This is a genomic window from Pseudarthrobacter sp. SORGH_AS 212 (assembly GCF_030818145.1).
Lineage (GTDB): Bacteria > Actinomycetota > Actinomycetes > Actinomycetales > Micrococcaceae > Arthrobacter.
In genome coordinates this window covers 4261151-4282271 of record NZ_JAUTAA010000001.1, presented here as the reverse complement: position 1 = coordinate 4282271, position 21121 = coordinate 4261151, and the positions used below count along the sequence as shown (strand labels likewise).

Below are 21121 nucleotides of genomic sequence, written 5' to 3'. Positions count from 1 at the left end.
TCAGTGTCCAGTAAAGGATCCTTTACCGAACACCCGCCGGAACCAGACCAGCGTTGAGATCTAGCCCATTACCGCTTTGTTGATTTCGGCCAGCCGATGAAGCGAGATTCCGGAGGCTTGTTCTCTAACCAAAGGGTGGTCCGTGGACGGATCCAGCTCGATGTAGGGGACCACTCCTGGCTCCCTATTGTGCACGTGCGTCGCGATTGAGGTCGTGGGCTGGTCGTAGGGCAGCTCGTTACATAGCCAACCGAACACCGGGGGCATGGAGGCTCGTGCAGGCTCATCCCAGTGGTCAATGATCTTTTGGATACTTTCTTGGCTGAGTGAGACCCAAGCAGACCAGCTAAAGACCTCACCGGGGGCATCAATGAGAGGGATCTCAACGTGTCCCCTGAGGAAGTAGTGTCGTTCTCCTCCGACTTCAAGCACGCACATGTCGCCCGTCAGTTCGCCGGCTTCCCGTTCGGTTGAGGTGGCCTGCAGCCAAACATCCGGAGCTTGGGCTCCGAAAACCGTAGCGAGCCCTTGATGTTGGTGTCCGCACGTCTCGCACTGCCATTCGTTCCCGCGCTGGCCAACCATTTATTCCCCCGATTTTTCGTGATCACTCTGGCTCCCCGAAGCCTACCTGCGAGGGAGGCCCTTTCCTCGCGTCCGGTGAAGGATCCCTCCCCGGGCACCCCTTGTCAGACCTCGGCGCAAGCTCCGCTAGGTACTGATGGGTGTCCAAACAGGACGGAGGTTGTGCCGTCATCTTCCAAGATCGAGACATATTTTGGGCCGAAAAGGGTTACGACTGACTCACAGATAGCAACCGCGCTCTTCGCCTCCTCGCCACCGCTGGCGCCGCGGGGGTCCACAAGTTTGGTTTCTACGCGAATCCTGCCCGGCTCAGTTTCTGCCACTGACTTGATCGTGTTCAGCCATGGCGCATTCTTTTTAGCTGTCTTGAAGTCAGCTGTTTTGTCTCGGCTGTAGGTCGTGCTGGGAACGGAGCTAGGCGGTGCTGCGGCCTGACTGGCGATCTGGGTCGACGTCGAGGGCTCGGAGGTCGCTTGGGGAGCGGACGCTGAGCACCCACAGAGCAACAGGGAAACCGCACTAGCGATCAACGCGGGCACCCGGAAAGCAAGCCGGTGCGAACCTGATTGTTTTATGAAACCCGACTTTTTGCCTGCCACGGTGTTCCCCCAATTTTTGCATTGTCTATAGAAGCTACTCGCCATCAGAATGGCATCTGAGTATTCGCCTGTGAAGATCTTGGGTGAGCGAGGCGCGGCATCTAACCTCCACATGGTGCAATGCGTTCGGTTAAGGATCCCTTACCGGACGCTGGGTAGGTAGACAGACTTCCAGCCAGCAGGATGAGTTTCCGCGATTGGTGGATTGCAGGAGAGACTTCTATGGTGTCGCAGGATCAAAGACGAGAAGCGCTCTATGACCTCATACAGTTGCGTCGTCCATTAGCCTAGTTGTCAGCTCGATTGTTGACGTTTGAATGGTCTTCCCAGGAGGAGTTAGCCACTGCTTTCGCTCAGGCTATTGGCCATGCCCTTGACGAATTTTGGGCCGGGCAGATCAGCGCAGACGATCTTTGCGCGTGGGCGGAGGAGCTGCAGGGCCGCGAAGATATCGCACTGAGTCCGCAGGATCGCGATTTCTTGGCTGATGCACTCTTCCAGCTGTCCACGCCCGAGATTTGTGGTCCCGCCGATGAGGTGGCCGTTGCCCTCAGGCTGCGGCTGCCCTAACGCCCAGGCACTCGGAGCAGAACATTAGAGCGTTTGATGGAGGATCGGCTTATGGTCGGTGTACCTCGTAGTGACGAGGCAGAATGTAGACCATGGGGAATTACGACGCAGCGCCAAGACTAGTTCAGCTCGGGAATTGGGACGTTGAGCTCTCGCTGCTGGAGCGGCCGGGTGCTGCTTGGGACGAAATCGTCTCCGATTGGTTGCCGGCGGAGAACAGGCTTCCACCGAGAGCTCCGGATGACTTTCCGTCGAATGGCTGGAGAGTCGTTCACACCTTTCACCCGGAGTGGGCCCACGAGGCCATGATCCTGGGCGCCCCATCTCAGGTGGAACCCGATAGGTGGGTGCTCGTTCAGCTGTCCCGAGACGACAACGGTTGGCAGTGTGCGGCACCGTTCTCCACCGGTGGTCCGGTTCCCATCAAAGAGGAACGCCGGGCTGGCCTCCGTCTGGACTGGGCAAAAACAACCTATTCAATGGCGACGGGATCTATGCCGGAGATCAACGTCGTCTTAGTCAACGAATCATTGCGGGAGTGGACGCCCACTGCGGAAGACACTTCCCATGTCCAGGGCCTAGTGCTGACACAACACGGCGAGCAAATCGGAAACGGCTGGTACGCGACAGGAAGCACCCCACTGTTACCAACGCTCCAACCAGGGCAGGAAGCAATGCTTCCAGCGTTTCGCAATAATCCCGAGCTCAAGAACCTGTCTGCCGGCGATTACCAAATGGTGGCCTTTCTGGCCGCATTGAACCTTCGGACAGTCATCCCTGCAAAGCTCACCATCGAGTAATTTACGGACCGCAACCCTCATGGTGAAGAGCGTCCGGCAGGGGATCCACGACTGCACACCAGTCGCAGGACTTCAACCCAGAACACGGCGCTTGCGGCGGTGTAATCCCGAGGCCATACGTAAAACTTGGACGGTGGGGTTGGTCCTCACGCTGAACTTTCTGAATGGATTCTGACGTGGACGAAGGCGAAATGAAGATGCTGGCTTTCTTCATCGGGGTGGCAGCGCTGGCATTGGTGCTATTCGTTTCAGGCGAGATCACGCGGCGCCGCCGGCGGGCCTCCAGGGGTTCGGCATCCACCCGTACCGGCGGAGGTCACGGTGACTACGGAGTGGTCGTAGGAGGTGCGGCTGCGTCTTCTGACGAACGTGGCGGCACTGATGCGGATGGTGGCGGTCCTGATGGCAGTGGTGGTGGCGGTCCTGACGGCGGTGGAGGCGGTGGTGGTGACTAAGTATTGGTTCAGCCTGAACCTGGACACAATGAAGCCCTTCCCGGGTGGCCCGGGAAGGGCTTCATTGTGTGGATCTGGGTAAGGCTGCGCAGCACCTCGGCTGTTCGGAGGGGGATAAGGAGATCCCTAACCGGGCGCTCCAGTCATGGCCGCGTCCGGTAGCCCTGCAGGTAGCGTTCGCGAACCTCGAACCAATCGTTGGGTCCGGGCTTCCCGGGATAGGGCAGCGGTGTCATCATCAACCGCGATGAGGGAATGACGCCCACCTGCCTGCCGACTCAATGGCCTTGGCGAGGTCGCGGGGACGGCTCCACATAGGCCAATGCCCCGTCGGGAGGTCAATGACGTCGAGGTGCTCGATGTTCGCGACCTCGGCGAACATGGGATGGCCTGCACGTGCCAGCTCCAGCACTTTCGCGCTGGGGATCGAGCAGCACACCAGGGTGGTCCGGACTTTGCGGCGGGCATTGTTGGTGAGTTCGACCCGCTGGCGAAGCACGGGCCCGGGCTCAGGGACGGCCCGGCCCCTGAAACGCTCAAGGACCTCTGCGCTCAGGCCTTCGAGGCTCGCTTGCTGTGCGAGTACGTCGAAAGAGGGAAGCGGAAGCTCCTCCACGTCCTCCGGTAGGCCCGGGCCGAAGGCGCTTCCCGTTGCCACGGGGCCGGAGTCGACCCACACCACTCGATGGACCAGCTCGGGATGTTGATCAAGGACAAGGCTGACCGGGGCGTTTGCCCCGCTGTGAGCCACCAGGGTTGCCGGCTGATCCTCGGTGACCCCTAGTTGGGTGATGACGTCCAAGACCGCTGCGGATTGATCGTCGAGGGTCCTCGCCGCACGTTGCGGGTCGTCCCCGTCGAGACCAGGCAGCGTCATCGCGATTGCCCGGGCGTTGCCGGGTGCCAGGTGTCCCAGCACTTCATCCCAGGCCCAGGCGCCCAGCCAGTGGCCGGCGATGAGGAGGATGAGCGGGGGATTTGCAGTAGTTGTCATGCCCATACCCTTGCAGGCTCTCCGGACAACGGTATGTCACTATTTATGTCATGAATTTGCCAAGGGCTGAACTTTGAAGCGGGTGGAACGGCTCCATGCCCTTTCCGAGATGTTGCGCCGTAGCGGCCAACGAGGCGTGTCCGCCGAACGCTTGGCGCGAGAGTTTGAGGTGTCTGTGCGCACCATCAAGAGAGACCTCGATGCGTTGGAAAACAGTGGTGCACCTGTATGGTCTCGGCCGGGTCCGGGCGGCGGCTACGGTTTGGCTTCAGGAGCATCTCTTCCGCCTGTGACCCTTTCCCCAGCGCAGGCGATGGCGCTCATGGCGGCCGTGTCCGCTGCACCGGACGCCCCCTACGCCGATCTGGCAGCAGCAGGTATCCAAAAGATCCTGGACGTCCTCGATCCTAAGACCCGGGCACGAGCCGACGAACTGGGCAGCCGGGTCTGGGTCAACGCACTTCCGTCCTCTTCCCGGACCATCAAGTCTGCGCTGGAGGATGGGATGGCCGGGCAGCGAGTGATCCGCATGCGCTACACATCGAAAAACGGGACCACGACCACCCGCGACGTTGAGCCCGTGCTGTTCGCCTCCACTAACGGCCAGTGGTACCTGGTGGGGTGGTGCCGGCTGCGCAACGCTATGCGATGGTTCACCGTCGCGCGCATCGAACGGGCCAGCGTAACCAAGACGGCTTGTAGCGGCCACACCATCCACGAGGTGGGGGAACCCCCAGCAAACGCCAGGCCGGTGCACACCCGGGGCGGGTGAGTCGTGCATTACCCCACCACGCCGGTTTGCCCCGGTGCGTCAGCGCACCGCGGTTTCCTCGGCGCCGGTGATCCGGTGCAGGTCCTGGTAGGTGATGCAGAACATCGACTCGTGATCGCCCGCTCCGGCCCAGAGGAGGTTATGGGACCGCAGGCTCACATCAAGCAGGGTTCTGATGCGGCGAGGATGGCCAACCGGTGCCACTCCGCCCACCTTTTGGCCCGTGTGCTCGAGCACAAAGTCCGGCGAAGCGCGGCGGATGCGGCCTTCACCCAGTCGGTCCGCCACCAGAGCCGTGTCCACCCGGGCCGCACCGCTGGCGAGGATGAGCAGGGGCGCCCCGTTGAGGTCGAAGATGAGGCTGTTGGTGATGGCTGCAACGTCACAGTCCAGCGCCTCAGCCGCGGCAACGGCAGTGGGAACGCCGGCGGGGAAGCGGCGCACCGTGTCGCCGATGCCCGACTCAACCAGTACCGTGCGCACCCGGCTGACCGGCCCGTCGTCGTGCGTTGTCATGCTTCAGTACCCCTGCGCGTCCAGCAGCGCGTCTTCCTCTTCTTCGGCCGTCGCCTTCTTCCGCTTGCGTGCAGGAGGCGTACGACGGCGGGACGGCACCGCAGCGTGCATGGTCCCCGCTTCTTCGGCCTCGTCTTCCTCGGCGTCGATGGCGGCGTTGCGGGCCTGCTGCCGCGCCGCGTAGCCGAAGCCCACGAACATGAGCACTCCGAACGCGAACCACTGCAGCGAATAGGACAGGTGGGTGCCCTCTTCGGTGGACGGTTTCGGGAATGCCACTGGCATCTCAGCGGCCGTGGGCGTCTCCGAGGCCAGCTGGCCGTAGGCTCCAGTAAGCACCGGGTAGCCGAGCTGGGCAGCGTACGTCGGGAGGTCGATGGAGGCGAGCTGGCCCTGCGGGGCGCCGCGCTGCAGCTCCGGTTCCGCATGCTTGAGGCGGACGACGGAGGTCACCTCGCCGGAGGGCGGCGCCGGGACCGAGTCCGGGCTGCCGGGGTTGTTGTTGCCGATGGGCAGCCAACCGCGGTCGATGATGACCGTTTCGCCGGTGGCCAGCTTCAACGGAACCACCACTTCGTAGCCCGGCTGGCCGTTCAGGGGGCGGTTGCGCACGATGCGCTGGCCGTCGGTGTCGTAGGTGCCCTGCAACTCCACCTGCGTCCATTCCTTGGCGGGATCAAGCTGCGTGAACTGGTCCCGGGCTGCCGCGAAAGGAACGGGGGTGGCGGAATAGTTGCTGACGACGCGGTTGATCTCGGCGAGGGTTTCGGCGCGCCTGTCCATCTGCCAACGGCCCAGGAACACGCAGGCCGTGGCAAAGACCGCGGCCAGCAGGAGATAACCCAGCCATTTGCTGGAAAAGAGGAAACGGTACATTCAGTTGTCCTGCTCCGAAAAGCTGTCCGTGCTGCCGGGCTGAAGGGGAAGGGTTTCCTTCCACAGGCCGCGGGTCTGCAGGTAGTCCTCCAGCCAGCCGCGGTGGTCCTCGCATGCCAGCCACGTCTTCCGGCGCTCCGGCGTGTGGATCTTGGGATTGTTCCACAGCAGCTGCCAGGACGCTCCGGCACGGCATGCCTTCCGGGAGCAGAGTGCGGAGTCTGATGCTGCCGGGCTGGTTCCGGCGGCGAAATCGAAAATACTCACGGCCCCTGCCGCCCCTCTCCGGTGTCCGGTTCGTCGTCATCATTAATAAGCTCGCCCTGCAGCACCTCGGAACCCTGTTCCTCGTGGCCCGTTGGCGGCGGCGGAGCTTCCAACTCAGCCAATGGCGCTGAATCCAGGAGCGCGTCACTGTGCTCTTCGGCCATGTCGCTGCCGTTGGCAATGACTACCGCGATCCATGGCAGGAACACTGCACCGGCCACGGCGATGATCTTGAGCCAGCCGTCCAGGACAAAAATCATGACCAGGCACACCATGCGGATGCCCATCGCCAGCGCGTACTTGACCATGCGCCTGCGAATGTCCTCGGAATGGGATTCCGCGGCATCCGTAATGCTGTGGACTTCCGCGTCCTCGGAGAACCGGCCGGGTTCTCCGGGCACCGAACGTCCCGCGTGGTTTTCAAGGGTCACAGTGGTTTCTCACGCTCCAAAGGCTTGCGTCAATTCTCTCACCATCGGCAGTGGCACCCAAACCCGGGCGGGCCCGGGCGCTAAGATCGGAGGCAGCCAAATTCCACCTTCTTACCGCGGCGCATCCTGCCGCAGAATTCCGGAGTTCCTCCATGACTGAAGCAGTTACCGCCCCCCGCAGCGTCCTGATCACCGGCGGCAACCGCGGCATCGGCCTGGCCATCGCCAAAGCATTCCTGGCCAACGGGGACAAGGTGGCTGTTACTTACCGCAGTGAATCGGAACTGCCTGAAGGAATCCTGGGAGTGAAGGCCGACGTCACAGATGAAGCATCCGTGGACGCGGCGTTCAAGGAAGTGGAGGCAGCGCATGGCCCCGTGGAAGTACTGGTGGCCAACGCCGGCATCACCAAGGACACCCTCCTGCTGCGGATGAGTGAAACGGACTTCACCTCCGTCATCGACACGAACCTCACCGGCGCATTCCGCGTCATCAAGCGTGCGTCAAAGGGCATGATCCGGCTGCGCAAGGGCCGCGTGGTCCTGATCTCTTCTGTCTCGGGCCTGTATGGCGCCCCCGGCCAGATCAACTACTCAGCTTCCAAGGCCGGCCTCGTTGGCATCGCGCGGTCGCTGACCCGCGAACTTGGCTCCCGCGGCATCACCGCGAACGTCGTGGCCCCGGGCTTTATCAACACGGACATGACGGCAGAACTCCCGGAAGCCACGCAGAAGGACTACCTGTCCAGCATCCCCGCCGGCCGGTTCGCCGACGCCGACGAGGTGGCCAACGTGGTGCGCTGGATTTCCAGCGACGAAGCGGCCTACATCTCCGGGGCCGTTATCCCGGTTGACGGCGGCCTGGGCATGGGCCACTGACCATCGAACCCCACGTGGCCGCCACCAGCGGTCCGGCCCTTCTTTGTGGGACCCGGACAAGGGAATCACCAGGCCGCGCTGGCATGATGGAGTTCAGAGCCGCTTCACTTTAGACGTTTCAAACAAAGGAGCCCAGATGGGACTGCTGGACAACAAGACCGCCATCGTCACCGGATCATCACGCGGAATCGGCGCTGACGTAGCGAAGATCCTCGCCGGCGAGGGCGCCGCCGTCGTGGTCAACTACCGCCAGAAGGCGCCGCGCGCCAACAAGGTGGTCCAGGGCATCGAGGCCGACGGCGGCCGCGCCGTCGCCGTTGGGGCCGACCTGACCACCCAGGAAGGCGTGCAGGCGCTTGCCTCCGCCGCCATGGAGAACTTCGGTTCCCTGGACATCCTGGTCCTGAACGCCTCGGGCGGCATGGAAACCGGCATGGGGGAGGACTACGCCCTCAAGCTCAACCGCGACGCCCAGCTCAACATGCTCAACGCCGCAGTGCCGCTGATGCCGGAAGGCTCCCGCGTTGTCTTCGTGACCAGCCACCAGGCACACTTCATTAACACCGTTCCCACCATGCCGGCCTACGAGGCCGTGGCCCGCAGCAAGCGCGCCGGTGAGGACGCATTGCGGGAACTCATCCCCAACCTCGCCGAGAAGGGCATCAGCCTGGTGGTGGTCTCCGGCGACATGATTGAAGGCACCGTCACCGCCACGCTGCTGGACCGTTCGACGCCGGGCGCCATCGAGGCCCGCCGCGCCGAAGCCGGCAAGCTGTACTCCGTGGAAGAGTTTGCCCAGGTGGTGGCCGGAATGGCCACCGCTGATGTCGAGTCCGGCCACACGGAATACGCCGGGGGCGCAGACTACTTCGGTAAGAGCGGCCAATAGCCCACTGAGTGAAAAAGAGGTGCCCGGCGCAAACGCGCCGGGCACCTCTTTTTGTCAGCATCCGTGGGCGGTTCAGACCCCGGCGATGTGGCGCACCGCGTCAAGGTAGGGCATGTTGACGGCCGAATCGGCGACCGCGCGCACGGCCGGCTTGGCGTTGAAGGCCACCCCGATCCCCGCTGCGCCCAGCATGTCGAGGTCGTTGGCGCCGTCGCCCACGGCGATGGTGTGTTCCATGGCGATCCCCTCGGCGGCCGCCCACTCGCGCAGGTACTTCTCCTTGGCCGCCCGGTCCACCACCGCGCCCAGGACCTTGCCGGTCAGGGCACCGTCAACGATTTCCAGTTCGTTGGCCTGCCAGTAGTCCAGGCCAAGGTCCGCTGCGATCGGCTCGAGTATCTGGTTGAACCCGCCGGAGACTACGGCTACCGGATGCCCGGCCGCCTTGAACGCAGCCACGAGTTGCGCGGCGCCTTCGCTGAGCTTCACTTCGTGGCGGACGGAATTGACGACGTCGGCCGGCAGCCCGGCGAGGACTGCCACCCGGGCGTGCAGGCTCTGGGCGAAGTCCAGCTCCCCGCGCATGGCCGCCGCGGTGACCGCGGCCACCTCGTCCCGCTTGCCCGCATACGCGGCCAGGAGTTCGATGACCTCCTGCTGGATCAGGGTGGAGTCCACGTCCATGATCAGCAGCTTCCGGCCGGCCGAGCGCAGGCCCGCGGGCACCAAAGCGGTGTCCACGCCGGGGATGGCGGCATCCGCCACGGCGCTGCGGAGCGCAGCCAGGCCGGCCTCGGTGGCATCCGGCAGCTCCAGTTCCGTGATGCGCACCTGGTAGCGGTCGTCGCCGGCGCTGGATTCGGCTCCTGCAGCTGCACCGTGCTCCGCGAGGATGGAACGCAGCTGCTCCAGTCCGGTGTCGGTCAGATTTTGGCCATAGCTGACCGCAGTCACGTTGGAAGTCATGCCTGCAATCTTAGCCAGCGGAAGAATGGTCCCGCGTATTCATTGCGGAGGGCGGCCGGCCCGGCACCGTGGCTGGACATGCGCCGGGCAGGCGCCCCGGGGAGCGGTCACACCGGTTATCAGTCGTCCACTTTTTTGTCCTAGTGTCTATTCCTATGAGTGATGTTCTGGAACTGGACTCCGTTAGCGTTGTCCGAGGCAAAAAGACCCTGCTGGACAAGGTCGACTGGCAGGTCAACGAAGGCGAACGCTGGGTCATCCTCGGTCCCAACGGCGCCGGGAAAACCACGCTCCTCCAGATCGCGGCGGCACGCCTGCACCCCAGCAGCGGCAAGGCCGGAATCCTCGACGAAGTACTCGGCCGCACCGACGTCTTCGAACTGCGTCCCCGCATCGGTCTGTCATCGGCCGCCCTGGCCACCCAGATCCCGGAGCACGAGAACGTCCTCAACGTGGTGGTCACCGCCGCGTACGGCGTCACCGGGCGCTGGCGTGAAGGCTACGAGCGCGACGACGAGCGCCGCGCCTTCCGTCTCCTGAACGACTGGGGGATGGGTCCGCTGCTGAACCGGACGTTCGCCACCCTGTCCGAAGGCGAACGCAAGCGTGTCCAGATTGCCCGCGCCCTCATGACCGATCCGGAGCTGCTGCTGCTGGACGAGCCGGCCGCAGGCCTTGACCTGGGTGGCCGGGAAGAACTGGTCCACAAGCTCGGCGAACTGGCCCGGGACGAGGCCGCGCCCGCGATGGTCCTGGTGACCCACCACCTTGAAGAGGTACCACCGGGCTTCACCCATGCCATGCTGCTGCGCGACGGCGGCGTGGTGGCGGCCGGCCCCATCACCGAGGTCCTCACCGACAAGCACCTCAGCGAAACGTTCGGGCTGGCCCTGGACGTGACGGAAAACGCCGGCCGCTACGCCGCCACCGCCCGCCGCTAAGGGCGGGGTTGAACACCTCCTGTGGAGATCCTTAGCAGCATCCTGGTCTTTTTCGCGGGCCTTTGGGCCGGCACCATCAACGCGGTGGTCGGCTCCGGCACGCTGGTGACCTTCCCGGTCCTCATCGCACTGGGCATCACCCCCGTTGTCGCGTCCATGAGCAACGCCATGGGCCTGGTGGCGGGCACTGCCGCCGGCGCCTGGGGTTACCGCCGCGAACTGGCGGGACGGGGCCGGCAGCTCCTGAAGCTGCTCCCGGCCTCGCTGCTCGGCGGGATCACCGGCGCCTGGCTGCTCCTCCACCTGCCGGAGAAGGTCTTCCATTACGTAGCGCCGGTGCTGCTGGTCCTGGCGCTGCTCATGGTGATGTTCCAGCCCAAGCTGCAGTCCTGGGTGCGCAACCGTGAAGAGAACCCCGAACATGCCGTCCGCGACCGCAGCCACGGCGTGCTGCTGGTGGTGCTCGTTTACCTGGCAGGCGTCTACGGCGGCTACTTCGTGGCCGCCCAGGGCATCCTGCTGGTAGGCATCCTGGGCGTCTTCCTCAGCGGCACCATGCAAAACGCCAACGCCATGAAGAACATCCTGGTCCTGGGCGTCAACATGGTGGCTGCAATCTCCTACCTGCTGTTCGCATTCGACCGGATCAACTGGCTGGTGGTCCTCCTGATCGCCGTCAGCTCCACCATCGGCGGACTCGCCGGTGCCCGGGTGGGCCGCAAGCTTTCCCCGAAAGTCCTCCGCGGCGTGATCTTCACCCTGGGCATTGTGGCGCTCGTCGTCATGGTCGCCAACCTCCTGAAATAATCCTCCGGTGACTTTCCACTACCTTGAATCCGCCAGCGACCCGCGGGTCAGCGATTACACCACGCTGACCGATGTCCATCTCCGCAAGCTCCGCGAACCGCGCGAGGGGATGTACATCGCCGAGTCCTCGCGGGTCCTGCGCCGCGCCCTCGCTGCAGGGCACCAGCCGCGTTCGTTCTTCCTGGCGGAGAAATGGCTCGCGGACCTCGACGACGTCTTCCAGGCGTATCCTGACGTCCCGGTCTTCATCGGAAAAGCCGCCCTCCTCGAGGAAATCACCGGCTTCCACCTCCACCGCGGAGCCATGGCTGCCATGGAGCGGCCCCAGCCCGTGCCCCTTCCGGAGCTCCTGGCCGGCGCCCGCAGGGTTGCCGTGCTTGAAGACATCGTGGACCACACCAATGTGGGCGCAATCTTCCGCTCGGCGGCCGCCCTGGACATCGACGCCGTGCTGGTTTCGCCCCGCTGCGGCGACCCGCTGTACCGGCGCAGCGTCCGCGTCAGCATGGGGACGGTGTTCCAGGTTCCCTGGGCACGCCTGGACAGCTGGCCGGACGACCTGCAGGTCCTCAAGGACCACGGCTTCACCGTGGCCGCACTGGAACTGACCCCCGATGCACTGGACGTAGACGACGTCGCGGCCGGCAACCCGGACCGGCTGGCCCTGGTCCTGGGAACCGAAGGAGCGGGCATGAGCCCGGAGACGCTGGCCGCCGTCGACCTTGCCGTGAAGATTCCCATGCGCAATGGTGTGGACTCGCTCAACGTGGCCGCGGCGTCTGCAGTGGCGTTCTGGGAACTGCGTCCCCGAAGCTGAGCCGGGACCTGCAGGAGAAGGCGGGCAGGTGCCGTGGCGTGGTTCGCGGGTGTCCCCGTGATCCGCTATTATTGACTGCTGGCCCTCTTGTGTCTTTCGACGCGGAACCGGGCCATCCCATTCATACCTGGCAGCTGGCAAAATCCAGCTGCGCGAACAAAGGCCCCATTATGAAGTCTGATACCCACCCGAAGTACGCAGCCGTCGTTTTCAATGACCTGGCCTCCGGTACCAAGTTCCTGACCAAGTCCACCGTGTCTTCCTCGAAGACCATCGAGTGGGAAGACGGCAACACCTACCCGGTCATCGACGTCGAAATCTCCTCCGAGTCCCACCCGTTCTACACGGGCAAGCAGCGCATCATGGACTCCGCAGGCCGCGTCGAGCGCTTCAACGCACGCTTCAAGGGCTTCGGCGGCAAGAAGTAATTCTTCCTCCCATGGCTTTTCGGAAAGCCCGCACCGGCAACGGTGCGGGCTTTCTTTGCGTTGGCGGGGCGGGCACACCGTACGGCAGGATGTAACCCATGAGCCATATGACCTCCCCGGACCAAGACGCAGCAACAAACCCCCGCCGGCACGGCGAGTACAAGGTTCCGGGCGGCAAGCTGGTGGTGGCGGACCTGTCCGTGGCCGGCGGCGTCCTGGCCGACGTCTCGATCAGTGGCGACTTCTTCCTCGAGCCGGACGAGGCCCTCCTCGCCATCAACCGGGCCCTCACCGGGCTTCCGGAGACCACCCCGGCCGCAGACCTCGCAGCGGCAGTCACCGCTGCGCTGCCCGCCGACGCCACCCTGTTCGGATTCTCCGCCGACGCCGTGGCCGTGACCGTACGCCGGGCGCTGGCCAAGGCCACCTCCTGGGCGGACCACCACTGGAACGTCATTGCGCCCAGCGTCCTGCCCACCGAAATCAACGTGGCCCTCGACGAGGTACTCACCGAGGAAGTTGGCGCGGGCCGCCGCAACCCCACCCTGAGGTTCTGGGACTGGCAGGAACCGTCCGTGGTCATCGGCAGCTTCCAGTCGGTCCGGAACGAGGTGGATCCCGACGGCGTGGCCCGGCATGGCATCAAGGTGGTCCGCCGGATCAGCGGCGGGGGAGCGATGTTCATGGAGGCCGGCAACTGCATCACCTATTCCCTGTACCTGCCCCAGACACTGGTGGACGGGCTCAGCTTCGCCGATTCCTACCCGTTCCTCGATTCCTGGGTGATGGCGGCGCTGGAGAAAATCGGCGTGACAGCCTTCTACGTCCCGCTTAATGACATCGCCACGGACCAGGGCAAGATCGGCGGCGCCGCCCAGAAGCGGCTGGCGAACGGCGGCATGCTCCACCACGTCACCATGAGCTACGACATCGACGCCGACAAAATGGTGGACGTCCTGCGCATCGGCAAGGAGAAGCTTTCGGACAAGGGCACCCGGAGCGCCAAGAAGCGGGTGGATCCGCTGCGCCGCCAAACCGGGCTGGCCCGCATGGACATCATCGGGGCCATGATGGACGTGTTTACGGGCCGGTACGGGGCAACGCACTCGGAGCTGACCGATGCCGAGCTCGCTGCGGCGCGGGAACGCGCGGCCAGCAAGTTCGGCACCGGGGAATGGCTGCACCGCGTCCCCTGATCCGCCCCGAACACCAGCCTGCAGCGCCACTGCGCACCGTCTGTCCCGGAGCAGCGGCCCTTGGCTGTTACGGCGCAGGGTGAGCCGGAGGTGAACCAACGACGGCGGCCTGCGCGGTGAGTGCCCGCAGCAGGTGGTTGCGCTGTTCCACGATGATCCGCCGCAGGGCACGGGGCGCGTCGGCGTTCGCCTCAAGCCAGGCGTCGGTCCGGCGCAGCGCCGGGTGGGCGCCGGGCTTCGCGCCGTCGGCCAGGTCCTGGGTTGAGGGGAACAGGCCCCGCACGATCCGGCTGGCGATCTCGATGCTGCGGCTGTCCCAGACCTCCCGCAGGCAGCCGAAGTACGGCTCAACGTAGGGTTCCAGCAGGGCAGCCGGGGCGGTGCCGAACCCGGTGATGGTTGCCGTCAGGAGCTGGTTGGACAGGGCTGTGCCCTGCACGGCTTCGGCCCAGGCCGCAGCCTTCACATCCGCCTCCGGCCGGGCAGCACCGGCCGTGGCATGGCCAGCCCGCCCCGAGGCGGTGGTGTCCGCCGCCAGTTCAGCATCGAGCTCTGCCGCGGATGCCTGGCCGTGGGCAGCGAGGGCGTGCCAGAAGTGCCAGCGGAGTTCGGCGTCGACGGCCAGTCCGGGCACCTGTTCGGAGCCGTCCAGCAACCCGCTCAGCAGCGGCAGCAGCGAAGCGTCATGCCTGCTGAGCGTTCCCAGCGTGCGCGCCCAGGCGAGCTGCTGGTCCGAGCCCGGCTCCGCCCGCCGCAACTCCGCGCCGGCGGTGCCCAGGAAGGAAGCACGGACCGCATCGCGGCGGGACGCGGGTGTGTAGCGTTCGACGGCGGTGCAGGCGTTATCGAGGATGTTCAGGAGCACGCCGATCCCGGTTTCCGACGGACCGAACGCGGCCACCGCGGCCACGTACCGTTCGGCCGGGGTTTCGCCGTCACGGGCCGAGTTCCACAGCGCAGTCCAGCACAGGGCGCGGGCCATGGGGTCGCTGATCCTGTCCAGGGAGGCGAGGACCGTGGTTTCGGAGGCGGGGTCGAGGCGGACCTTGGCGTAGGTCAGGTCGTCGTCGTTGAGCAGCAGGAGAGCTGGCCGTTTCCGGCCTGTAAGTTGGGGGAGCTCCGTACGGGCACCGGCCACATCCGTTTCGATGCTGTCGGTCCGTACCAAAGCGCCGGCTCCGTCGAAGTCGTACAGGCCCACCCGGAGCCGGTGCGGCCGCAGCTCGTCCCGTCCCGTGACGGGGTCCGTGGCCTCCTGGACGATGGCGGCGGAACCAAGCCCGCCGTCGTCGTTCGCGGCCTCTGTGGCGGCCTCCAGGGCCAGCGTGGAAATCCCCGATGTCTGCAGCCACTGGCGTGCCCATTCCGAGAGGTCGCGTCCGGAAGCGGAGCTGAGGGCTTCCAGCAGGTCTGCCAGGGTGGTGTTGCCGTAGGCGTGCTTGCGGAAGTACTCCCGGGAACCGGCGATGAAGGCATCAAAGCCCACATAGGCCACCAGCTGCTTGAGCACTGAGGCGCCCTTGGCGTAGGTGATGCCGTCAAAGTTCTGCTTGGCCGCTTCCAGGTCCGGGATGTCCGCCACGATGGGGTGCGTGGTGGGCAGCTGGTCCTGGACGTAGGCCCAGGCCTTGCGCTTGTTGGCGAAGTTGACCCAGGCGGTGTCCCAGCCCGTGGCCCGGTCCACGGCGAGGGTGCCCATGTAGTCGGCGAAGGATTCCTTGAGCCAGAGATCGTCCCACCACTGCATGGTGACGAGGTCGCCAAACCACATGTGCGCCATCTCGTGCATCAGCGTGTTGGCCCGCGCCTGGTACTGGGCGTCCGTGGCCCGGGAGGTGAAGACGTAGCTCTCGGTGAACGTCACCAGCCCCGGGTTTTCCATGGCGCCCAGGTTGTATTCGGGCACGAAGGCCTGATCGTACTTGCCCCAGGGGTAGGGGTAGTCGAAGAGCCGGTTGAAGAAGTCCAGGCCGGCTTTGGTGAGCCGGAACAATTCGGCGGTGCCGAAGGATCCGGCCATGGAGGCGCGGCAGTAGAGCGCCAGCGGAACGTCCAGGTGCGTGCCGTCCTCCAGCGTTCCCTGCCAGCGGTCTTCAGCTTTGAAGTAGGGGCCGGCCAGCACGGTGGTGATGTACGTGGACATCGGCAGGGTGGTGGCGAAATCCCAGCGTGCGGTGGCGGGATCGCTGGTGAGCAGGGTCCTGGCGGTTTCCACGCCGTTGGATGCCACGTGCCAGGAAGCCGGGGCCATCAGGTGGAAGGTGTAGGTGGCTTTGAGGTCCGGCTGTTCGAAGTTGGCGAAGACCCTGCGCGCGTCTGCGGGTTCGTATTGCGTGTAGAGGTAGGTCTGGCCGTCGGCGGGGTCGACGAACCGGTGCATGCCCTCACCGGAGCGGCTGTACAGGGCTGTTCCGGTGACCGTGACCTGGTTTTCCAACTGCAGGTTGTCCAGCCTGATGCGTGCACCGTCCACCACGTCCTCCACCGGCAGGCCCTTGCCGTTGAGGAACACGCTGTGCACGCCGCTGCCAATGAAGTCCAGGAACGTGGAAGTGCCCGCTTCCGCGGCGGTAAAGGTGATGACGCTGCGGGTGGTGTAGCCGGCAGTATCCGGGTTCTCGGCCTGGCGGACGTCGAGGGAGACGTCGTAGCTGGCGGTGCTGATCAGGGCCGAGCGGCCGGCAGCTTCATCGCGGTGCAGATTCTCATGTGACACCCAGCTATCTAATCACGCTGCAACGGCCGCCATCGCCTGCCTCACGGGCAGGTCAGCCGGCGATGAGCAGGGCGGCCGCGAGGCCCAGGACCGCAATCAGCAGCCACGATGCCAGCGCGGCCAGCAGGGCACGCCCGCCGGTCAGGAGCAGCGTTCGGATCCGCACCGCGGACCCCAGTCCGAAGAGGGCCGCCCCCAGGAGCACGTCCTGCAGCAGGGCCCCTGCCTCCAGCCACCCGTCGGCCAGCCACCCGGTGGAGCGCAACGCCACCATCGCCACGAATCCCAGCACGAACAGCGGCACCACAGGCGGCAGGCCGGCGTCGTCACCGGAAGGACGGAGGGAAATCCGGTGGTGTGCCCCCGCCAGCGCCGTCACGGGCGCCAGGAGCAGCACCCTGGTGAGTTTGACGACGACGGCGATCGCCAGGGCCGCGGGGCCTGCGGTTTGCGCCGTGGCCACCACCTGTCCCACATCGTGCACGGACGCGCCTGTCCATGCGCCGAAGACCTCGGCGCTGAGCTGGAGCGGGTGGACCAGCAGCGGCAGGACGCCGATGGCCAGTGTTCCGCACAGGGTCACCAGCGCCACCGGCAGTACGGTGTCCACATGCCGGATGCGCCGCACCGCTGCCATCGCGCCGATGGCTGAGGCCCCGCAGATAGAGAACCCGGTGGCCACCAGCAGCGACGTCACCGGCGGCAACCTGAACAGCCGGGAGATCAGGTACGTGCCGCCGAAACTGGCCGCGACCACGGCGGTGATCAGCACCAGTGCCAGCCACCCCAGGTCCAGGACGTCGCCGATGCCCACTTTCAGGCCCAGCAGCACGATTCCGCCGCGCATCAGGTGCTTGCCGGCGAAGTCCAGGCCGGGGCGGGCACGTCCGGCCGTCCATCCTCCGGTCACCGGCAGGTTGGCGGCAAGGACCCCCATCACCACGGCCAGGGTCATCGCCGGAAGGGACGGCACCAGTGCGTGGATGAGGAAGGCGAGCACCAGCGCCACTGCCGCAGCGGCAAGGCCGGGCAGCAGCCGTGTGGCTCCCCGCGGGCGTCCCGGGCCGGGAGTGGGGGAGCTTCTGCTGACTGGCACTCACCCACTTTGCCGGACGGAGCCCGGAATGTCCGAACCGGCTGCGCGCACCAACACGCCACAATGGAAGGCCGTTTATGAATTCGAAACAAAAAGGTGGTTGGCTATTGGGCATGTCAGACCTCTTCCAGGATTACTCCGAGGCCGCGGGCCGGACCGGAGCCTACGACGAAATGTTCGCCCCCGGGCAACAGGCCCGCCCCTCCTATGAGCAGGTGGCGGATGCGCTCCGCAAGCTCTCGCTGGCCGATGTCAGCGCCCGTGCCGATTCCATGGCACGGACCTTCCTGGACCGCGGCGTCACCTTCGACTTTGCGGGGGAGGAAAGGCCCTTCCCCCTGGACATCGTGCCCAGGGTCATTCCCGCTGCCGAATGGGACGTCATGGAGCGCGGTGTCGCGCAGCGCGTCCGCGCCCTCGAGGCCTTCCTCAACGACGTGTACGACAAGATGACGGTGGTGTCCGACGGCGTGATCCCCCGCCAGCTGGTGACCACCAGCGCCCACTTCCACCGCCAGGTGCACGGGTTTGAACCCGCCGGCGGCGTCCGCGTCCACATTTCCGGCATCGACGTGGTCCGCGACGCCGCCGGAACCTTCCGAGTCCTCGAGGACAACGTCCGTGTTCCCTCCGGCGTCAGCTACGTCCTTGAGAACCGCCGTGCCATGGCCAAGGGCCTGCCGGAGGCCTTCGGCCAGCAGCTCATCCGCCCGGTCGAGGAGTACCCGCGCCGGCTTCTCTCGGCCCTGCGCAAGACCGCACCTTCGGGCGTGGACGATCCCACCGTCGTCGTGCTGACGCCCGGCGTATTCAACAGCGCCTACTTTGAGCACACACTGTTGGCCGGGCTGATGGGCGTGGAACTGGTTGAGGGACGCGACCTCATCTGCCGCGGCAACCGCGTATACATGCGCACCACCGCAGGTGAACAGCGCGTGGACGTCATCTACAAGCGCATCGACGACGACTTCCTGGACCCACTCCAGTTCAGGGCCGATTCCATGCTCGGCTGCCCCGGACTGGTCAACGCGGCCCGCGCCGGCGGGGTCACCATCGCCAACGCCGTGGGCAACGGCGTCGCGGACGACAAACTGGTTTACAGTTACGTTCCTGACCTGATCCGCTACTACTTGAGCGAGGAGCCCATCATCGCGAACGTGGACACGTTCCGCCTCGAGGAGAAGGAAGCCCGGGAATACACCCTGGACAACCTCGCCGAACTCGTGGTCAAGCCGGTGGACGGCTCCGGCGGCAAGGGCCTGGTCATCGGCCCGGACGCCTCCAACGACGAACTGGACGCCCTGCGGCAGCGGATCATCGCCGATCCCCGCGGCTGGATCGCCCAGCCGGTCCTGCAGCTCTCCACGGTGCCCACGCTGAGCGGCGACAAGTTCGGTCCGCGCCACGTGGACCTGCGCCCGTTTGCCGTGAACGACGGCGACAACGTCTGGGTGCTGCCCGGCGGACTCACCCGCGTGGCGCTGAAGGAGGGCTCGCTGATCGTGAACTCCAGCCAGGGCGGCGGTTCCAAGGACACATGGGTCCTGGCCGATTCGCCGCAGATGCCCGTCGAGTCCGTGCCGAGGCAATCCATCTCGGTCCGCGAGCGGGTCTCGGTGTGGCCCGTGGAAAGCAACTGGCGCGACCGCCAGTCGGAGCAGCAGCAGTGACCCGCCCCGCCCGGCACCGTTTCTTGTCCGTTTCGGCCCCGCAGGAGGTAGCCGCGAATGCTTAGCCGTATTGCCGAATCCCTATTCTGGATCGGCCGCTATGTGGAGCGGGCCGACGGCACCGCCCGTATCCTCGACGTGCACCTGGAGCGGCTCAACCACCTCCCCATGGACGAACGCAAAAGCGTGGCCCAGGAGCTGTTGGCTGTGATGGGAGCACGGCCCCAAAGCGACGACTTCGGCCTGCCCGAGCTGCTGCACGCCCTGGCCTACGACAAGACCAGCGCCACGTCCATTGCCGGGTCCCTGGGCGCTGCCCGCGAGAACGCCCGGCGTGCCCGCGAAACGGTCTCCTCCGGGCTGTGGGAGAGCCTCAACACCACCTATTACGGGCTCAGCCAGCACCGCAAGGACGTGGTGGGCACCTACCGGTTCTGCAACTGGACCCTGGAGCGCACCGCCATGGTCAGCGGCCTGGCGGACACCACCGTCAGCCACGACGAAAGCTGGCTGTTCCTCGTCCTGGGCCGGTCACTTGAGCGGGCCGACATGACAGCCCGCATGCTGTCCACCAGGGATGTCCTGTCCGCAGGCATGTCCTGGGTGAACATGCTCCGGTGCGCCGGCGCCTACGAATCCTTCCTGCGGACCCGCCGGGCAGCCTTCGGTGACCAGCACGCGGCTGAGTTCCTGCTGCTGGACCGGCTGTTCCCGCGCTCCATCGTGTACGCACTGCGTGACGCCGACGAATGCCTCGCCAAGCTGGACCCCTCAGCCCAGCGCGTGGGCTTCATCAACGACGCCCGCCGCATTGTGGGCCAGGCCCGCACCTTCCTCGAGTTCCACCGTACGGACGACCTCATGTCCGAACTGCCCGAACACATGGAACGCGTGCAGAAGGCTGTGTCCCAGGCCTCGGACGCCATTTCCCGTAAGTACTTCAATCAGGCGGACGAACTGGCCTGGGTGGGAGAAGTTTCATGACCCGGCTGAGCATCGTCCACCGGACGGCGTACAAGTACAACAAGCGCGTCACCCTCTCCTACAACGAGGCACGGATGACGCCGCTGACGGACTCCCAGCAGGTGGTCCTCGAATCAGTGGTTAAGGTGTCCCCGTCGCAGGCGGCCGTGAGCACCTACCGCGACTACTGGGGCACCAGGGTGACGGCCTTCGACATGCAGATGCCGCACGACCACCTGGAGGTCATCTCCAACATCACCGTCGAGGTCCACCGTGCCGGGAAAATCCCGTCCGAGTCCGATATCGCCGGCTGGGATGTGCTGGCGTCGCCGGAAACCCTCAACACCCACAGCGACTGGCTGCCGCAGTCACGGCTCAGCGGACCGGGTGACGAAGTCCTGGGCATCATCCCCGGCGTTGTTGCCGGCAAGAACCCGCACGAGGCCGCCATGGCCATCTTCGCCTGGATGCGCGGCGAGATGACCTACATGTCAGGGTCCACCGCCGTCACCACGAACGCGGAAGAGGCGTGGACGCAGCGGCAGGGCGTCTGCCAGGACCTCGCGCACCTGGCCATCGGTGCGCTGCGCAGCTGCGGCATCCCCGCACGCTACGTCTCGGGTTACCTGCACCCGCGCTCCAGCGCCGGCGTGGGAGAGACAGTTGCCGGCCAGTCACACGCCTGGCTGGAGTGGTGGGACGGGGACTGGCGCAGCTGGGACCCCACCAACCACAAACCTGCCGGCGATTTCCACGTTACCGTGGCACGCGGAAGGGACTACCGGGACGTCACGCCACTCAAGGGCATCCTGTCCGGCGGCGGCGGATCGGCACTGAACGTCAGCGTGGAGATTACCCAGCTCGCCTGACCGGTGGCGTGCGCACTGCG

The 21121-nt window shown here is 65.5% G+C and carries 22 protein-coding genes; 13 read left to right on the top strand and 9 right to left on the bottom strand.

Annotated features, from left to right (window positions below; translation table 11 throughout):
* Window positions 1-1490 precede the first annotated feature (1490 nt).
* Both QE394_RS19695 and QE394_RS19690 read left to right on the top strand, forming a co-directional pair.
* A complete protein-coding gene (locus QE394_RS19695) occupies window positions 1491-1754 on the top strand; it encodes a hypothetical protein (protein WP_349035320.1) in 264 nt (87 codons plus the stop codon).
* A gap of 92 nt (window positions 1755-1846) precedes the next feature.
* Window positions 1847-2554, top strand: coding sequence for a hypothetical protein (locus tag QE394_RS19690; RefSeq protein WP_349035319.1), 708 nt, complete (start codon window positions 1847-1849; stop codon window positions 2552-2554).
* 248 nt (window positions 2555-2802) lie between these two features.
* On the opposite strand, the gene QE394_RS19685 is transcribed toward QE394_RS19690, so the two are convergent.
* Window positions 2803-3036 (bottom strand): hypothetical protein, encoded by a 234-nt coding sequence (locus QE394_RS19685; protein ID WP_156368381.1) that lies wholly within the window; start codon window positions 3034-3036, stop codon window positions 2803-2805.
* A gap of 211 nt (window positions 3037-3247) precedes the next feature.
* The gene (locus QE394_RS19680) at window positions 3248-4003 is read right to left on the bottom strand and encodes an alpha/beta fold hydrolase (protein WP_349035318.1); all 756 of its coding nucleotides are present in this window, start codon (window positions 4001-4003) and stop codon (window positions 3248-3250) included.
* Between the two features lie 73 nt (window positions 4004-4076).
* Between QE394_RS19680 and QE394_RS19675 the strand changes: the two genes are divergently transcribed.
* Window positions 4077-4775, top strand: coding sequence for a YafY family protein (locus tag QE394_RS19675; RefSeq protein WP_349035317.1), 699 nt, complete (start codon window positions 4077-4079; stop codon window positions 4773-4775).
* A 39-nt stretch (window positions 4776-4814) separates the two neighbouring features.
* On the opposite strand, the gene QE394_RS19670 is transcribed toward QE394_RS19675, so the two are convergent.
* The 4 genes from QE394_RS19670 to QE394_RS19655 are packed head-to-tail and all read right to left on the bottom strand — an operon-like array spanning window position 4815 to window position 6865.
* Entirely contained in the window at window positions 4815-5291 is a 477-nt protein-coding gene (locus QE394_RS19670; RefSeq protein WP_349035316.1) for a YbaK/EbsC family protein, read from the bottom strand.
* A 3-nt stretch (window positions 5292-5294) separates the two neighbouring features.
* Window positions 5295-6167, bottom strand: a complete 873-nt coding sequence (locus tag QE394_RS19665) for an SURF1 family protein (protein ID WP_349035315.1) — start codon at window positions 6165-6167, stop codon at window positions 5295-5297.
* On the bottom strand, window positions 6168-6434 hold the full coding sequence (locus tag QE394_RS19660; protein WP_261620362.1) for a hypothetical protein: 267 nt from the start codon (window positions 6432-6434) through the stop codon (window positions 6168-6170). It lies immediately after the preceding gene.
* Window positions 6431-6865 carry a DUF3099 domain-containing protein gene (locus tag QE394_RS19655; protein ID WP_349035314.1) on the bottom strand — a complete coding sequence of 145 codons (435 nt, stop codon included), beginning with the start codon at window positions 6863-6865 and terminating at the stop codon, window positions 6431-6433. The genes QE394_RS19660 and QE394_RS19655 overlap by 4 nt, the downstream gene beginning before the upstream one ends.
* A gap of 152 nt (window positions 6866-7017) precedes the next feature.
* On the opposite strand from QE394_RS19655, the gene QE394_RS19650 reads away from it, so the two are divergent.
* Together QE394_RS19650 and QE394_RS19645 are read left to right on the top strand one after the other, a co-directional pair.
* Complete coding sequence (locus QE394_RS19650; RefSeq protein ID WP_056079076.1) at window positions 7018-7743, top strand: beta-ketoacyl-ACP reductase; 726 nt, start codon at window positions 7018-7020, stop codon at window positions 7741-7743.
* A 136-nt stretch (window positions 7744-7879) separates the two neighbouring features.
* Window positions 7880-8632: an SDR family oxidoreductase gene (locus QE394_RS19645; protein WP_056079079.1), complete on the top strand. Its 753-nt coding sequence runs from the start codon at window positions 7880-7882 to the stop codon at window positions 8630-8632.
* 72 nt (window positions 8633-8704) lie between these two features.
* On the opposite strand, the gene serB is transcribed toward QE394_RS19645, so the two are convergent.
* Window positions 8705-9598: a phosphoserine phosphatase SerB gene (gene serB / locus QE394_RS19640; RefSeq protein WP_268157664.1), complete on the bottom strand. Its 894-nt coding sequence runs from the start codon at window positions 9596-9598 to the stop codon at window positions 8705-8707.
* A gap of 155 nt (window positions 9599-9753) precedes the next feature.
* Here serB and QE394_RS19635 point away from each other — a divergent pair, with 155 nt between their 5' ends.
* The 5 genes from QE394_RS19635 (at window position 9754) to QE394_RS19615 (ending at window position 13787) form a co-directional block, all read left to right on the top strand.
* Window positions 9754-10539, top strand: a complete 786-nt coding sequence (locus QE394_RS19635; RefSeq protein WP_261620360.1) for an ABC transporter ATP-binding protein — start codon at window positions 9754-9756, stop codon at window positions 10537-10539.
* 21 nt (window positions 10540-10560) lie between these two features.
* Window positions 10561-11346 (top strand): sulfite exporter TauE/SafE family protein, encoded by a 786-nt coding sequence (locus QE394_RS19630; RefSeq protein WP_056079089.1) that lies wholly within the window; start codon window positions 10561-10563, stop codon window positions 11344-11346.
* 7 nt (window positions 11347-11353) lie between these two features.
* Complete coding sequence (locus QE394_RS19625) at window positions 11354-12163, top strand: RNA methyltransferase (protein ID WP_261620359.1); 810 nt, start codon at window positions 11354-11356, stop codon at window positions 12161-12163.
* A gap of 170 nt (window positions 12164-12333) precedes the next feature.
* Complete coding sequence (locus QE394_RS19620) at window positions 12334-12591, top strand: type B 50S ribosomal protein L31 (protein ID WP_056079094.1); 258 nt, start codon at window positions 12334-12336, stop codon at window positions 12589-12591.
* Between the two features lie 98 nt (window positions 12592-12689).
* A complete protein-coding gene (locus tag QE394_RS19615; protein ID WP_349035313.1) occupies window positions 12690-13787 on the top strand; it encodes a biotin/lipoate A/B protein ligase family protein in 1098 nt (365 codons plus the stop codon).
* Window positions 13788-13854: 67 nt separating this feature from the next.
* Here QE394_RS19615 and pepN read toward each other — a convergent pair whose 3' ends face one another.
* The gene (pepN, locus tag QE394_RS19610; RefSeq protein ID WP_349035312.1) at window positions 13855-16503 is read right to left on the bottom strand and encodes an aminopeptidase N; all 2649 of its coding nucleotides are present in this window, start codon (window positions 16501-16503) and stop codon (window positions 13855-13857) included.
* A 52-nt stretch (window positions 16504-16555) separates the two neighbouring features.
* A complete protein-coding gene (locus tag QE394_RS19605; protein ID WP_056079104.1) occupies window positions 16556-17599 on the bottom strand; it encodes a putative sulfate exporter family transporter in 1044 nt (347 codons plus the stop codon).
* 113 nt (window positions 17600-17712) lie between these two features.
* Here QE394_RS19605 and QE394_RS19600 point away from each other — a divergent pair, with 113 nt between their 5' ends.
* Genes QE394_RS19600 through QE394_RS19590 form a run of 3 tightly spaced genes read left to right on the top strand, consistent with a single transcriptional unit; the run spans window position 17713 to window position 21101 of the window.
* On the top strand, window positions 17713-19269 hold the full coding sequence (locus QE394_RS19600) for a circularly permuted type 2 ATP-grasp protein (RefSeq protein ID WP_015937077.1): 1557 nt from the start codon (window positions 17713-17715) through the stop codon (window positions 19267-19269).
* Window positions 19270-19326: 57 nt separating this feature from the next.
* Complete coding sequence (locus QE394_RS19595; protein WP_056079109.1) at window positions 19327-20253, top strand: alpha-E domain-containing protein; 927 nt, start codon at window positions 19327-19329, stop codon at window positions 20251-20253.
* Window positions 20250-21101 (top strand): transglutaminase family protein, encoded by an 852-nt coding sequence (locus QE394_RS19590; protein WP_056079112.1) that lies wholly within the window; start codon window positions 20250-20252, stop codon window positions 21099-21101. The genes QE394_RS19595 and QE394_RS19590 overlap by 4 nt, the downstream gene beginning before the upstream one ends.
* Window positions 21102-21121: the final 20 nt, after the last annotated feature.